General features: G+C 62.1%; 11 protein-coding genes and 1 pseudogene. 7 read left to right on the top strand and 5 right to left on the bottom strand.

The annotated features are described in order from the left end of the window. Window positions 1–36: 36 nt before the first annotated feature. The 4 genes and pseudogenes from V5G24_RS06900 to aptA form a co-directional block, all read right to left on the bottom strand. Entirely contained in the window at window positions 37–1,695 is a 1,659-nt protein-coding gene (locus V5G24_RS06900; RefSeq protein WP_394085449.1) for an alpha/beta fold hydrolase, read from the bottom strand. 183 nt (window positions 1,696–1,878) lie between these two features. Next, window positions 1,879–2,058, bottom strand: a pseudogene (locus V5G24_RS06895) (hypothetical protein); the annotation flags it as partial. A gap of 348 nt (window positions 2,059–2,406) precedes the next feature. Further along, complete coding sequence (locus V5G24_RS06890; protein WP_394085448.1) at window positions 2,407–2,553, bottom strand: hypothetical protein; 147 nt, start codon at window positions 2,551–2,553, stop codon at window positions 2,407–2,409. A 141-nt stretch (window positions 2,554–2,694) separates the two neighbouring features. Next, complete coding sequence (aptA, locus tag V5G24_RS06885) at window positions 2,695–4,044, bottom strand: omega-aminotransferase AptA (RefSeq protein ID WP_394085446.1); 1,350 nt, start codon at window positions 4,042–4,044, stop codon at window positions 2,695–2,697. A gap of 140 nt (window positions 4,045–4,184) precedes the next feature. On the opposite strand from aptA, the gene V5G24_RS06880 reads away from it, so the two are divergent. After that, window positions 4,185–4,733, top strand: a complete 549-nt coding sequence (locus V5G24_RS06880) for a cupin domain-containing protein (RefSeq protein ID WP_394085445.1) — start codon at window positions 4,185–4,187, stop codon at window positions 4,731–4,733. An 88-nt stretch (window positions 4,734–4,821) separates the two neighbouring features. On the opposite strand, the gene V5G24_RS06875 is transcribed toward V5G24_RS06880, so the two are convergent. Beyond that, window positions 4,822–7,305 carry a GcvT family protein gene (locus V5G24_RS06875; protein ID WP_394085444.1) on the bottom strand — a complete coding sequence of 828 codons (2,484 nt, stop codon included), beginning with the start codon at window positions 7,303–7,305 and terminating at the stop codon, window positions 4,822–4,824. A 513-nt stretch (window positions 7,306–7,818) separates the two neighbouring features. On the opposite strand from V5G24_RS06875, the gene V5G24_RS06870 reads away from it, so the two are divergent. From V5G24_RS06870 to V5G24_RS06845, 6 genes are all read left to right on the top strand, one after another. Beyond that, complete coding sequence (locus V5G24_RS06870) at window positions 7,819–8,877, top strand: ABC transporter substrate-binding protein (protein ID WP_394085443.1); 1,059 nt, start codon at window positions 7,819–7,821, stop codon at window positions 8,875–8,877. A gap of 48 nt (window positions 8,878–8,925) precedes the next feature. Then, window positions 8,926–9,690, top strand: a complete 765-nt coding sequence (locus V5G24_RS06865) for an ABC transporter ATP-binding protein (protein WP_509292290.1) — start codon at window positions 8,926–8,928, stop codon at window positions 9,688–9,690. 29 nt (window positions 9,691–9,719) lie between these two features. After that, window positions 9,720–10,472: an ABC transporter permease gene (locus V5G24_RS06860; RefSeq protein ID WP_394085441.1), complete on the top strand. Its 753-nt coding sequence runs from the start codon at window positions 9,720–9,722 to the stop codon at window positions 10,470–10,472. A 51-nt stretch (window positions 10,473–10,523) separates the two neighbouring features. After that, a complete protein-coding gene (locus V5G24_RS06855) occupies window positions 10,524–12,290 on the top strand; it encodes a gamma-glutamyltransferase family protein (RefSeq protein WP_394085440.1) in 1,767 nt (588 codons plus the stop codon). Window positions 12,291–12,310: 20 nt separating this feature from the next. Further along, complete coding sequence (locus tag V5G24_RS06850; protein WP_394085439.1) at window positions 12,311–13,099, top strand: HpcH/HpaI aldolase family protein; 789 nt, start codon at window positions 12,311–12,313, stop codon at window positions 13,097–13,099. Between the two features lie 170 nt (window positions 13,100–13,269). After that, complete coding sequence (locus V5G24_RS06845) at window positions 13,270–13,896, top strand: helix-turn-helix domain-containing protein (protein ID WP_394085438.1); 627 nt, start codon at window positions 13,270–13,272, stop codon at window positions 13,894–13,896. The last annotated feature ends 122 nt before the right edge of the window (window positions 13,897–14,018 follow it).

The following is a 14,018-nucleotide window of genomic DNA, read 5'->3' as shown; positions in this document are numbered from 1 at the left end:
GTAAATTGCCTTGCCTTTCGGCAGTACCGCTCCTGATCAGGGGTCGAGCGTGTCCAGTCCCAGCCCGGTCTTGTGTCCCGCCGCCAGCACATGCCGCAGGATGACGGCGGTATGGCTCAGCGGGAGGGAGTGACCGCCGTGCTCGATCGCCCGGAAGCGGCCGTGCGGCATCTCGGCCGCAAGTTCCATGACCGCTCGACCCGAGACCGTGAGATTCTGCGTGCCGTGCAGGCAGTGGAACGGGACCGAGACCTGGATGGCTTCCGGGCGCCAGTCTTCATTGGTCAGCCGCATGTCGCTGCGAAAGCCCGCCCCCTGTTGCGACCATGCGAGATGGAACCCATCCTGAAGGGCCGCCTGGCAGTCCGGCCGGCGCAGAATGTCCTGATCGAAATCGCAGCCGTCGAAGACCAGCTTCGGCAGCACGTCGATGCCCTGGCGGGCAATCTGCGACAGGCCGAGGCCGACGATCTTGTCCATCAGGCCCGGAAGGTTCTGCGCCGCCCATGCATTCACCCGGTGACGGGTGGGCATGCCGGCGGTCTGGGCCCAGGTCTGCATGGGCGGCGTCGTCGAGGCGGCCACAACGGCGGCGACGCGTTCGGGCGCAAGGCGGGCGAGGCGCGCGGCAAAGCGGGTTCCGATGTCATGGGCCAGCACGACAACGCGCGACTTGCCGAGCGCGTCAAGAACATCCAGCGCCTGCGCGCAGGCCAGTTCCACCGGGTCCGCTTCGTCGGGCAATCGCGTATGCCCGAAGCCGGGCCGCTCGGGAGCGATGATGCAAAGCCCCAGCATGTCGGCGGCCCGCCGAAACTCGGCATGGCCGGCGATGCCGAAGATCGCGCCGTGGAACAGGAGAACCGGCATGCCATCCTCGGCGCCAAAGCAGTGAAGGCCCAGTTGACCATGTCGGCTGTCGAACAGCGTCGCCCCGGGCATGTCAAAGGTTGTCCCCTGGGCGCCGGCGATGCCGCGAGCCGGCGACTGGGTGCGCTCGAACATCAGCGAGAGCGCGTAAGCCGTCGAGATGAGCTGGGTCTGGGAATTGACCCCCATCTTGGCCATGATTGACTTGACCTGCTGGCGCGCCGTCCCCTCCTTGCGCGACAGGGCGGCGGCGATCTGGTCGATGGACTTGCCGTCCATCAGTCCCGCCAGCACTTCGGTCTCCGAGGGTATCAAGTTGATCGCGTCCGCCAGCCGGTTCAGGACGTGCCGGCCGATCCCGCGGCGGACCTCCGCCAGCGAGATGGGTCCCCCGGCCTCGGGCTGCGAGCCCAGCAGAAATAGCGAATGCCCGGCACGGGCTGCCACAGCGAGTGGAGCTGGCCCCTTCCCACATCCCAACATATCCAGAAATGCCGGCAGAGCCTGGGGCGTGAGGGCCGCTTCGGCGACCGATGCACCGATCGACAGGCCCAGCGCCTTTGCGGCCGCTGCGTTCTGGCTGATGACGATCCCCAGCGGGTCGATCATCAGGAGCATCCGACCGCCATCAGGCAAGGGCCGGTCGAGGTTGCGCAGTATCTCCGGCAGACCTTCGAGATGGGAGGCAAGCTTCTCGATGCCACCGGGGTCGTCGAGCGAAGCCTCTATTTCGTCGACCAGACGGATGTAATGCACCTCGCTTCTGCTGCTTCGCATTTGTCCATCCTTGTGGTTCGACCGCGACAGGTGGAACCCTTCTGTCACGGTCGCACCACAACTCTTTGATCCGGTGGATCAGTTTTTCAAAACAGATGGGTATCATCCGTTTCGGTTGATCCACGAGGCTGCTTCCACAGAGAGAAGAAGATTTATCCGGGCCCCCTCCCGCAGGGTCAAGGCGGAATGCGACTTATATTGCCGCACCCGTCACTTCCCGAAGTGACGGGGTCCCGCCGCCGCGAAGATCATATACACCCCATTCTCCGTGTATCTGATCACGGCGAAGGACAAGAGCATGTGCAATACGCTCGACCAATTGGCGGCGGAGAGCCGCTTGCACGGCACCACCGCCGACATGAAGGCCACATAGCAAGCCTCCGTTGGCGCGCTTGGCGCCGTGGTGCGCATCTGCGCGACCTCGAACGTGACGGCGTCACCACGACGGCGAGAAGCGCCGGGCGCACTCGGCCCTTGGTGACAAGGTCGATGCCAAAAGCCGGAGCTACGGGTGGGGTTGAAGGTGGGGTTGATGTAGTTAGGATGCGCCTCGCGGCCTTTGAGCTATGCGGCGCTTTGCGTGAAGGATCTGATGCGGCAGATCGCGGCCGGGCTGATCGAAACCGGCCAATGGCACAGCGCCCGTATGATGGCCGGCCCGGCGGCGCCGGTGCGCGCCGCGCGCGGCTGAGCAATGGGGCTGGGACGCGCGCCCATATGCGCCGCGTCGCCCCGCTTGCGCCGGGTCGAACGATTTTTCTACGCCATCAGGCGCGAGACCTCGCCGGCGACGTCCGCTGCGGTTTGCCTGAGGCGCTTCAGTGTCTGCACGGTCCGCCCGAGCACCGCTCCACCTATGACGAAGACCACGACGGGAAGGTCCGGCCGGCCGGGTTCGAACCGCACCAGAGCCGGATCGCCGGCCGGCCGGCGTTTCTTCCGCCTCCCGGTCAGGAGTGCGATCGGCCATCTCGGGACGGCCTCGGCGCGGGCGACATCCGGCTGGCCGGCAAGGGTTACGACAGCACCGTCGGGGCCCGCCCCAGATCAGGCGACCCGGTTGATGGCGGCCGCGAGGGTTTCTGCCATGCGTCCGATCTCGTCGGGCTGGACGATGAGCGGCGGGGACAGGGCGATGATGTCGCCCGTCACGCGGACCAGCAGGCCCTTGCTGAGGCAATCCACGAACACGTCGTAGCCGCGCGCGCCGACAGCACCTGGACGGGAGTCGAGCTCGATCCCCGCGACGAGACCGATGGTGCGGATATCGATGACATGGGCCGCCGCGCGCAGGGCGTGCATGGTGTCCTGCCACAGATCGGCCAGTTCCGCGCCACGGGTCAGGAGGCCCTCCGCCGCATAGATGTCGAGCGTGGCGAGGCCGGCCGCGCAGGCGACCGGATGACCGGAATAGGTGTAGCCGTGGAACAGCTCGATCGCCTCCTCCGGCCCCTGCATGAGCGCGTCATGCACCTTGCGGCTGGCGAACACCGCGCCCATGGGGACCGCGCCGTTGGTCAATCCCTTTGCCGTGGTGACGAGGTCCGGCACCACGCCGAAATAATCGGTGGCGAAGGGCGTGCCGAGGCGTCCGAACCCGGTGATGACCTCATCGAAGATGAGCAGGATGCCATGGCGCTCGGTGATGGCGCGCAACCGCTCGAGATAGCCCTTGGGCGGCAGCAAGACGCCGGTTGAGCCGGCCACGGGCTCGATGATCACCGCGGCGATGGTGTCGGCGCCGTGCAGGGCGACCATTCGCTCCAGATCGTCGGCCAGATCCGCGCCATACTCCGGCAGGCCCTTCACGAACCTGTTGCGGACGGGATCGTGCGTGTGCCGCAGATGATCGACGCCTGGCAATTGCGGCGCGAAGGCGCGGCGATTATTGACCAGCCCGCCCACGGAAATGCCGCCGAAGCCGACCCCGTGATAGCCGCGTTCCCGGCCGATCAGCCGGGTGCGCGTTCCCTGGCCGATGGCACGCTGGTAGGCGAGTGCGATCTTGAGTGCCGTATCCACCGATTCCGAACCAGAACCGGTGAAGAACACGCGGTCCAAGCCGGCCTCCGGCCCGCCCGGCGCCATGGAGGCGAGCCGGTCGGCGAACACGAAGGCAATGGGATGCCCCATCTGGAAGGAGGGCGCGTAGTCGAGCGTCGTCAACTGGCGCTGGACCGCATCGGCGATGCTTTTCCGCCCGTGCCCGGCATTCACGCACCAGAGGCCGGCCGTGCCGTCCAGCACCTTTCCGCCGTCGATGGTCGTGTAATACATGCCTTCCGCCCGGGCCAGGAGGCGGGGCGCCGCCTTGAACTGGCGGTTGGCGGTGAAGGGCATCCAATAGGCATCAAGCGAGGCATTGTGCCCCCGGGGGGCGGGCGCGACGACATTCATGGGCATGACTCCTGTTTCCCGAGCAGGGCCACGTTTCCCAAGGGCCAACAAGTCCTTTTCTTTATCTAATTAACCTGTTGATTTTATTGTACCGATAGGCAGGATGTTGCTGATCGAGAACACCTGAAACGGGCATTGTGATGACTGTCGATGTCGGCGCGCGTCTGCGCTTCGTCCGCATGCGCCATGGCTTGTCGCAACGCGCCCTGGCGAAGCGGGCCGGGGTGACGAACTCCTCCGTCTCCCTGATCGAATCCAACACCGTGAACCCGTCGGTCGGCGCGCTGAAGCGCATCCTCGACGGCATCCCCATCGGCCTTGCGGAATTCTTCGCCATCGCGCCGGACAAGCCCGCCAAGGCCTTCTATCAGGCCGAGGAACTGGTGGAGATCGGCAAGGGGCCCATCTCCTACCGGCAGATCGGCGACAATCTGTTCGGCCGTGCCCTGCAGATCCTGAAGGAGCGCTACGAGCCCGGCGCCGACACCGGGCGCGTGCCCCTGGTGCATGAAGGGGAGGAGGGCGGCATCGTGCTCAGCGGCCGGCTGGAGGTCACGGTGGACGAAGAGCGGCGCATTCTCGGTGCGGGCGATGCTTATTATTTCGAAAGCCGCCGCCCGCATCGCTTCCGCTGCGTCGGCCCGCACGCCTGCGAGGTGATCAGCGCTTGCACCCCGCCGACCTTCTGAGGGAACACCGCGCGGACGATGCCGATGTTCCCGGCGCAGGAACGGCGTCGGGATGGACGCGCCCTGTGGCTGGTGTTCAGGCTTGCGCCTATCCGATACGCGCGACCCGCAGGGCCTTCTGCGGCGTATCCTTCACCCGGAGGTTGGCCGGGTCATAGAATGGACGCAGCTGGACGTCCGCGGGAATGCGTTCTCCCGCAACCTCGATCTCATAGCGGCCTTCCTTGACGAAGGCCACAGTCGCGAAGCCTTGCGCGTTTTCTATGTAGCCCATGCCCAGCGGCTTGCCGATCGTATGTCCAAACATGCCGGAGGTGATGCGCCCGACCAGCACGCCATCCCGCCAGATAGGCTCGTTGTGATAGAGAAGCTTGCCGGGATCAGACAGCGCCACATTGACCAGCCGGCGCTTCAGTCCCCGCTCTCTCTGGCGCAGCAGGGCATCGCGCCCGATGAAGCCGCCCGCCTTTTCCCAGGCGATCGCGAAGCCGAGGCCGGCTTCCAGCGGCGTGTCCTCGTCCGTGATGTCGTGGCCCCAATGCCGATACGCCTTCTCGGTGCGTAGCGAATTCATCGCGTGGTAGCCCGCGAGGCACAGGCCCACGGCCGGTCCCTCCGCCGCGATCACATCGAAGACGCCCTGGGCGAATTCCGTTGGCACATAAAGCTCCCATCCCAATTCGCCCACATATGTGATGCGGCTGGCGCGCACCCGGGCATAACCGAGGTCGATCATGCGCGAGGTGGCGAACGGGAACGCTTCATTGGACAGATCGGCGTCGGTCAGGCGCGATAGCAGATCGCGCGATTTCGGACCCATGATGCCTAGGACCGCATAGGCCGACGTGACATCCACGGCGACCGCCCGCGCGTCCTGGGGCATATGGCGGCGGAGCCAGGCGAGGTCTCGGGTCTGGGTCGCCGCCGCCGTCACCACGAGGAAGCGTTCCTCCGCCTCGCGCGTGACAGTAAGGTCCGCCTCGATGCCGCCGCGCGCGTTCAGCCATTGCGTATAGACGATCTGTCCGACGGGGACTGAGACATCATTGGCACAAACGCGATTGAGCACGATTTCTGCATCGCCACCTTCCACGGTATATTTACCGAACGAAGACTGGTCGAATAGGCCGACGTTGTTTCTGACAGCGCGATGTTCGGCCGCGGAATGCTCGAACCAGTTCTGACGCCCGAAGCTGTAGCGATATTCGGCGGCAACCCCTTTGGGTGCGTACCAGTTTGGCCGCTCCCATCCCGCGACTTCGCCGAAGCAGGCCCCGCTCGCCTTGAGACGGTCATGCAGGGCGGAGCGCCTGACGCCACGCGCTGTCTCCGGCTGGCGGAACGGCCAATGCATGGCGTAAAGAAGGCCCAGAGCCTCGACCGTACGGTCTTTGAGATAGGTCCGATTGCGCTGGAAGGGCATGGCGCGGCGAATATCGACGTCCCATAGGTCCATGGGTGGGTGCCCGTCGACGATCCAGTCAGCCAGGACCTTACCCGCGCCCCCGGCGGACTGGATGCCGATGGAATTGAAGCCCGCAGCCACGAACAGGTTCCGCACCTCGGGTGTCTCGCCGAGCAGATAACGATCATCGGGCGTGAAGCTTTCCGGCCCGTTGAAGAAGAGCTGGATCCCGGCCTGCCCTAGGGCTGGCACGCGATGGATGGCGGCTTCGAGCAAGGGCTCGATATGTTCCAGGTCATCCGGCAGTTGATCGAACGAGAAGCTCTCGGGAATCCCCATCATGCCCCAGGGCTTGGCGACCGGCTCGAACCAGCCCACCAGCAACTTGCCCGCATCTTCCTTGAAATAGCTGCAGGCATCGCCGTCGCGCAGCACCGGGAGATGCTTCGGCAAGCCGGGAATTGCCTCGGTCACAATATAGAAATGCTCGGCGGCATGCAGGGGAACGGTGGTGCCGGCGGCCGCGCCGAGCCCGTGAGCCCACATGCCGGCGGCATTGACCACGAATTCGGCCCTCATGTCTCCGTGCGTCGTACGCACCCCGGACGCGCGCCCCTGCTCGACAAGGATCTGCGTGACGGCGACATTCTCGAAGATCCGCGCGCCGCCGTTCCGGGCGGCCTTCGCGAGGGCTTGGGTCGTATCGATGGGGTTGGTCTGACCGTCCTTGGGGAGATGGACCGCGCCGACAAGATCGGAGACATTCATCAGCGGCCACAGGTCGAGGGCCTGCTGAGGGGTTAGCACGTTCACGTCTAGGCCAAAGCAGCGCGCCATGGAGGCGCCTCGCTTGAGTTCCTCGAAGCGCTCCTCATTATTCGCTAGGGCAAGGGAGCCGATCTGGAGAAAGCCAGTTGCTTGGCCGGAGTCCCGTTCCAGGGATGCGTACAATTGGGTCGTATACTGGGCGAGGCGAGTCAGATTGTGGGTCGCGCGCAATTGGCCGACCAATCCGGCCGCGTGCCAGGTGGTGCCCGATGTAAGTTGCTTTCTTTCAAGCAGGACCACATCCCGATAGCCTCGGAGCGTCAGGTGATAGGCAATGCTGCATCCCACGATGCCGCCGCCCACGATAATGACTTGCGCCTGCTGCGGAAACTCAACCACGTCCGTCTCCCTCACTGGAAAGCGAGATCATAACTGTGAAAAATTATTCAATATTTTTACATTTGTGAATTCAACCTAGGCAAGGGAAAAGCCGTTGTCCATGGGTTTCAGGTGCCTGGAGCGCATGTCGGCCAGGTGTGCGAAAGCGGATGAAACGCCGGACTAGCTTATTTATATCATTTAATTTAAACGAAAATTTTAATCCATCTGCCCCGTTTGATCGAGCTCCGCTTAGCGTAGACGGCGATCCGTGAATGGGCAGCACTTTAGATGAGCAATCTGACCAAATTTTACACTTGTGAATGAATTTTTTTCGTGACAGATTTTTGCGGCCGGCAGACTGCGAACCACAACCGAAAAGTCTGTCTGCAAGTCTGTCCACTCGCGCTCTCACGTCGAAATCGAATTTCGTCGGACCCGGAGCCAATAAGAAAACACGCCTTCCACCCGTGCCGCTGCGTGACGCACCATCTTAGCTACTCGTCCGGCCGCGAATTCCGAGGGACAATAAGAATGCCAAACACCATCAGTAGGCGAGCGGTACTGGCTGGGATGGCCTGCGGAGCGGCCTCCACGGTGATTGGGAGGCCCGCCCTGGCTGCAGCCCCGGCACAATTAACAAGCTTTCGCTCCACCTCGAAATCGTGGCTTTGGGCGCCGGAAGATTACGGCATCGCGAAGGGCTTCTTCAAAGTACAAAATCTGGAAGTCACGGTCGTTGCGACTGAAAAGGCCCCTAATATCGATGCTCTGCTGAGCCGGGCCGCCGATATCGTGCTTACGCCGCCCGATCAGGCGATGCGGGTGCAGATGCAAGGTCAGCCGTTAAAGCTGATTGCCGGCATGGTCAATAAATATGCCAGCAACATCATCGTTCGGGCCTCACTCATGAAGGAACGGGGGGTGACCCTATTGTCGCCCGTCGCGGAGCGTGTCGCCGCCTTGAAGGGGTTGAAACTGGCGACCACGGGCGCGGGGGGCGCTCCGGACTCGCTGTTTCGCTTCCTGTTATGCGAGCATGGGCTGGACCCGGAGAAAGACGTTCAACTCGTCCCCGTGCGGGGCGGGGGCGCCGCGATGCTGGCGGCGTTCAAGCAGGGTGCGGTCGATGGTTTTGGATTATCGTCTCCGACATCGGATTTGGCGGTTGCAAAATTCGAGGGGGCCTATCTTTTCGACATGGCCACCGCGCCTCCGCCTTTCTTCGAAGACTTCCTCTATATCGCGGTCGCCACCAGCGATCGGTTGATCAAGGAACGCCCGGCGGATCTCGTTGCCTATTATCGAGGGTTGAACCAGAGTCTGATTTCTATCTCGCAGGATCCCGCATCCTTCGAGCAATGGGCACGCGAATTTTTTCCCGACCTCGAAGCCACCCTGTTTGCGCGCGCCTTTGCCAATAATTCCAAAATATACATGAATAACCCCCGCATCACGGAAGATCAGTTTCTCCGGAATATAGAATTTATGCACAAGCAGACGCTTGCGAAGCGAGACCCGCGCATACCCGACGGATTTGCCTTCATGAATGTGGTCGATCCGCAGATCGCGGACGCCAGCGATAAAAAATAAGAAGCCGTGACGTTCAATCATGGTCACCGGGGAGAGGGCAGTCGGGCGATGATTACGGTTTCCAATGTCTCGAAGACATTTCCCACAAAAGAGGGGCCGCGCGAAGTCCTGCTGCCGGTGGATCTGCGCATAGAGAAGGGGGAGTTCGTCGCCTTTGTCGGCCCGAGCGGGTGCGGAAAATCGACGCTGCTGAACATGATTGGCGGCCTCATCACGCCGAGTACGGGCGTGATTTCTCACCAGGGGATCAATGTGACGCGGCCGAATACCAATGTCGGCTATATGACGCAAGCGGAAAGCCTGCTTCCGTGGCGTACGGCTTTCGAGAATGTGGAACTCCCGCTGAAATTGAGGGGCGCACAGCCGACGAAGAGGCGCAAGCGCGTCGAACAGCTTCTCGCTTCGGTCGGCCTGTCGGATTTCGCCAAATCCTATCCAAACGAATTGTCCGGCGGGATGAGAAAGCGCGTCGCGCTGGCACAGGTTCTCGCCTACGATCCAGAGACCATTCTCATGGATGAGCCATTCGGAGCCCTCGACGCTCAGCTTAAAATGGTCATGCAGAATGAAATTCTTCAGCTTCACGAAGCATCACACAAAACATTTGTGTTCGTTACCCATGATCTGAGTGAGGCGATTGCCTTGGCGGATCGAATCATTATTTTTTCAGCGCGGCCGGGACACATCAAGGCGGAGCGGTCGATACCATTGAGCCGGCCCCGGGACGTATTCCGCGCCCGCTTCCACAGCGAATTTCAGGAAATTTACGAGGACCTCTGGAACCAGCTTGCGCCGGAAATTTCGACCAACTAGCCGCTAAACTGTATTCAGAGGTTAAATCAATGGCGTATAGGGCTTGGGTTCTGTTCCTGCAGGTCCTCCTTGGAGTCACCTTTATCGGACTTTGGGAGTTCGCGTCGGGGCGGCTGATCGATCCCTTCTTCATCTCGTCGCCCTCAGCCGTATGGCTCAAACTCGTTTCCTGGGCCGAGAGCGGAATATTGGTGCTTCATCTCAGCTATACGCTTTATGCGACGAGCGTGGGGTTTGTCATCGGCGCGTGCGGCGGTTTCGGCTTCGGTTTCGTGATGGGTCGCAGCCAGTTTCTGTCCGACGTCATAAGTCCCTATATTACGGCTCTTTATTGCCTTCCAAAGATCGCGCTCGCGCCGCTCATCATCATGTGGTTCGGCATCGGCATCGGGTCGAAAATCGCCATGAGCGCCATCGTCGTCTTCTTCCTCGTATTCTTGAACACCTATTCGGGTGTGCGCGAGGTGAATGTGGTCCACCTTAATGCGCTCCGCATCATGGGCGCCGGGGAAGGCCGCCTTCTGCGTTATGTGGTGGTGCCTTCTGCCATGTCATGGGTGCTCGCCGGCCTGAAGGTCTCGGTACCTTATGCCCTCATTGGTACGGTGGTGGGCGAACTGATGTCGTCGAACCGGGGGGTCGGTTTCCTGATTGCGCAGGCGTCCGGCATCTTCGATACGCCCGGCGTGTTCGCCGGGCTCGTCTTGCTGGCGAGCGTCGGCGTCATCGTCAATTCGGCGTTGAATGCGTTCGAAGCGCACGTGCTTCGCTGGAAACGGTGATCGGAATCTCCAGCTGCCTCATCTGATCTCCGACTCACGGACGAGGACGTCATGTCTATTGATTCAGTCTCACAATCCATTATCGCGCAGGAAAGTGCATTCAAGGCGTGGCGCCCGGTCATCACCGGCGCCACGCACGCGGTGTCCACGGGCCATTATCTGGCCAGCGAAGCGGCATTTCAGATCCTCGAACGCGGCGGGAATGCCATAGATGCCGGCGTCGCGGCCGGTCTTGTGCTTGCGGTCGTCCATAGCGACCAGGTGAACGTGGCCGGCGTCGCCCCCATGATCATCAAGCTGGCCGGCGTCGACGACCCCATCACGATCGACGGCCTCGGCACATGGCCCAAGGCGGCGACTTGTGCCTTCTATGAGGAACATCATGCCGGAGAGATCCCCGAAGGGGCTCTGCGCACGGTGGTGCCGGCGGCGCCCGCCGCTTATCTTGAAGCATTGAAGCGATACGGCACGCTGTCTTTCGGCGAGGTCGCCACCTACGCCGCGTGTTTCGCGTCCGAAGGCTTCTTCATGTATCCCTTTCTCCGCGAACAACTGGCTATCGTGGAGCAGAAGCTCCAGCGCTGGCCCACCAATCGCGAGATCTATCTGCCAGGCGGCAAGGTCCCGGAGGTGGGCGAACTGTTCATTCAGGCTGACCTCGGCCGCACCCTGCACCATATGATCGACCAGGAGCACGCCGCTCTCGCCGAAGAGGGCAGCCGGTTCGACGGACTCCAAGCCGTGCACAATGCGTTTTATCGCGGCGACATCATGCGCGCGATCATCGCGACCCAGGAAGAGCACGGCGGCTTCTTGACCGCGCAGGACATGGCGGATTTCCAGGTGAAGACTGCGCCCGCCTTGCGTACGGGTATGGCGGGCCACATCGTCCATACCTGCGGCTTCTGGTGCCAAGGGCCGGCCCTGATCCAGGCGATCAACCTCTTGTCCGGCTTCGATCTCATGGCGATGGGGCACAATTCGGTTGCCTATATCCACCATGTCGCCGAGGCGTTGAAGCTGACTTTTGCGGATCGCGAAGCGTTCTATGGCGATCCGGATTTCGTGGACGTCCCCGCCGAGATTCTCTTGTCGCAGGATTACGCAGCCTCTCGGCGGGAATTGATCCGGCCAGACACGGCCTGGCCGGAACTTCCCCCCAATGGGCTCGGGCGCGAAATCCCGAAGATGCCTTCGACACAGGCGGGTCCGCTCAACGAGGCCGGGCCGTTCGACACCTCTATCGTCACGGTGGTGGATCGCCACGGCAACGCCATCGCCATCACACCGAGCGATGTTGCCAGCGATACCATGGTGGTGCCTGGAACGGGGCTCGCGCCCTCGTCCCGAGGCTCGCAGTCCTGGGGCGACCCGAAGCACCCCTCCTGCGTGGCGCCGGGCAAGAGACCGCGTCTCACCCCCAACCCCGTCATGGTCACCCGTCCTGACGGCACGGTGATGCCGATCGGCAGTCCCGGAGGCGATAGCCAGGTCCAAGCGGTGCTGCAGGTGCTGCTGAACCTGATCATCTTCGGAATGGATCCCCAGAGTGCCGTCGAGGCTCCGCGCTTCATCACCTACAGCCACCCGGATTCCTTTGCGCCCCATGCTGCATTCCCAGGGCGATTGTGCGTAGAAGGCCGCTTACCGTTTGAAACGCTCCAGGGCTTGTCGGATCTGGGGCACGAAGTCGTCGTATGGCCCGAGCGCCTGTGGCGGGCGGGCGGCGTTTGTCTCGTACGGCGCGATCCGCATGGCAGAAAGCTTGAGGCGTCGGCCGATCCGCGGCGCGCGGCCGCCTATGCGCTCGGCTGGTAGCTGCGAGGAGGTTACTTCGGATGTCATCGAACCTTTCACCCGACAAACGCCTGGCACTGAAACAGCGGCTTGCCGCCGGCGAAAACCTCTGCGGCCTGTTTACGCGGCTGGACGCGAGCGAAGTCTACGAAGCGTTGGCGCTTAGCCCGATCGATGTTGTTTTCATGGATATCGAGCACGGCGCCTTTGATCGCGCGTCCCTCAGCAGATGTGTGTTCACAGCAAGGGCCGGCGGATTGCCGGTTCTCGCTCGCTTGGCGGATTTCAATCGCAGCGACATTCATCACGCTCTTTCCGTCGGCGTAGATGGTATCGTGTTGCCGCACGCCGCTGCGCCCGGCGAAATTGCGGAGGCGACGCGATTCGCGCGTGGGCCGGCAGTGGAGCGCGCCTATGCGGGAGTGAGTCGGGCATCGCGGTATCGAAGTATCTCGTGGACCGATTTCAAGACCGAAGCCGCTGAACGTTTGCTCATTTTCGCACAGATCGACGAACCTCCGGGTGTGCAGAACGCGGCCAAAATCTGCACTCTGCCTGGCCTGGATGGGGTGTTCCTGGGCAGCATCGGCTTGTCGCTGGCAATGGGCGAAGCCTCTCCCTCGGCGCGGGCTGTGACGGATGCGATTGAGGGTGTGTGTGTGGAGGCGCGAAAGGCGGGGCTTTTTCTCGGCCTCTCCCTGCCCGACCTTGCCACAGCGGCGGCGTGGCGTTCACACGGGGTCAGCCTATTTCTTGTCGATAGCGACCAAAGCCTTCTCATGAAAGCTGCACATGCCAGGGTCGAGCAGTTTAGGTCCCATTTTGCGTAGGCGAAGCAAGTGTCGCAAGGCAGGCGCCGTGGACGGCTTCGCTGGCCATGTGGCGCAATGCGGTTGCCAATGTGATAGGTGTATTTCAATCTACGGCTTTCTTTTGGAAAGTCCTTGCTCCTGGCGGTGCCTGGACGCAGCCGGCACCATCGTGATTTGACGGACGCATAATGTTGAAACGCCATCAATCGGAAACTGTGTCTGAGCAGCAACGCCTGACGGACGTGCGCGCCGGCGATCAAGAGGACGTCTTGATTGGAGAGCAAATTCGCGAGTTGCGGAAAATCAAGGGCCTTACACTGCAGGATATTGCGAATAAAGTTGGCGTCTCGGTCGGTTACCTGAGCCAAATCGAACGCAACCGTTCCAAGCTTCCTATCGGCGTTCTACGCCAGATCAGCGATGCCCTGGGTGTTCATATGAACTGGTTTTTCCAGTCCATGCCAGATACCCCACTCGATGAGCGCGATATTGTCGTGCGCAAGTCGAATCGACGGAAGCTGACATTTACCGGCCTTGGAATTGTTGAAGAGCTTCTGTCGCCCAATTTGAGCGGACCTCTAGAATTTTTGCTCAGCACAATCGCACCCGGAGCAGATAGCGGGAATTATACCCATGACGGCGCTGAAGCGGGCTTGGTCGTCGCCGGGACGATGGACCTGTGGGTCGGCGACCGCCATTTCCGGATCGAAGAGGGGGATAGTTTTTCGTTCCGGAGCACCGAGGTGCATCGTTGCGCCAATCCCGGCGATGTTCCCTGCCAGATTGTCTGGGTCATTACGCCGCCGCATTATTGAGCGCGGTCCGCCGTCATCTCCCCTTGGCATGTAACTTCCAGCAATCCGGAGGCATCCATCACTGCCGGTGATGGAGACCCGCTTCTCGAGTGCCCTGCCTGGCGACGGGGCGGCCACCGACG

The organism is Roseixanthobacter finlandensis (assembly GCF_043195105.2).
Classification (GTDB): Bacteria; Pseudomonadota; Alphaproteobacteria; order Rhizobiales; family Xanthobacteraceae; genus NCEH01.
This window is presented reverse-complemented; position numbering and strand designations above follow the sequence as displayed.

Excerpts from the sequence above, each read along its gene's own strand:
- V5G24_RS06860 (WP_394085441.1), top strand. The coding sequence starts at position 9,720 with ATGGCGTATAGGGCTTGGGTTCTGTTCCTGCAGGTCCTCCTTGGAGTC.
- V5G24_RS06845 (WP_394085438.1), top strand. The coding sequence starts at position 13,270 with ATGTTGAAACGCCATCAATCGGAAACTGTGTCTGAGCAGCAACGCCTG.
- V5G24_RS06870 (WP_394085443.1), top strand. The coding sequence starts at position 7,819 with ATGCCAAACACCATCAGTAGGCGAGCGGTACTGGCTGGGATGGCCTGC.
- V5G24_RS06865 (WP_509292290.1), top strand. The coding sequence starts at position 8,926 with ATGATTACGGTTTCCAATGTCTCGAAGACATTTCCCACAAAAGAGGGG.
- V5G24_RS06855 (WP_394085440.1), top strand. The coding sequence starts at position 10,524 with ATGTCTATTGATTCAGTCTCACAATCCATTATCGCGCAGGAAAGTGCA.
- aptA (WP_394085446.1), bottom strand. The coding sequence starts at position 4,044 with ATGAATGTCGTCGCGCCCGCCCCCCGGGGGCACAATGCCTCGCTTGAT.
- V5G24_RS06850 (WP_394085439.1), top strand. The coding sequence starts at position 12,311 with ATGTCATCGAACCTTTCACCCGACAAACGCCTGGCACTGAAACAGCGG.
- V5G24_RS06880 (WP_394085445.1), top strand. The coding sequence starts at position 4,185 with ATGACTGTCGATGTCGGCGCGCGTCTGCGCTTCGTCCGCATGCGCCAT.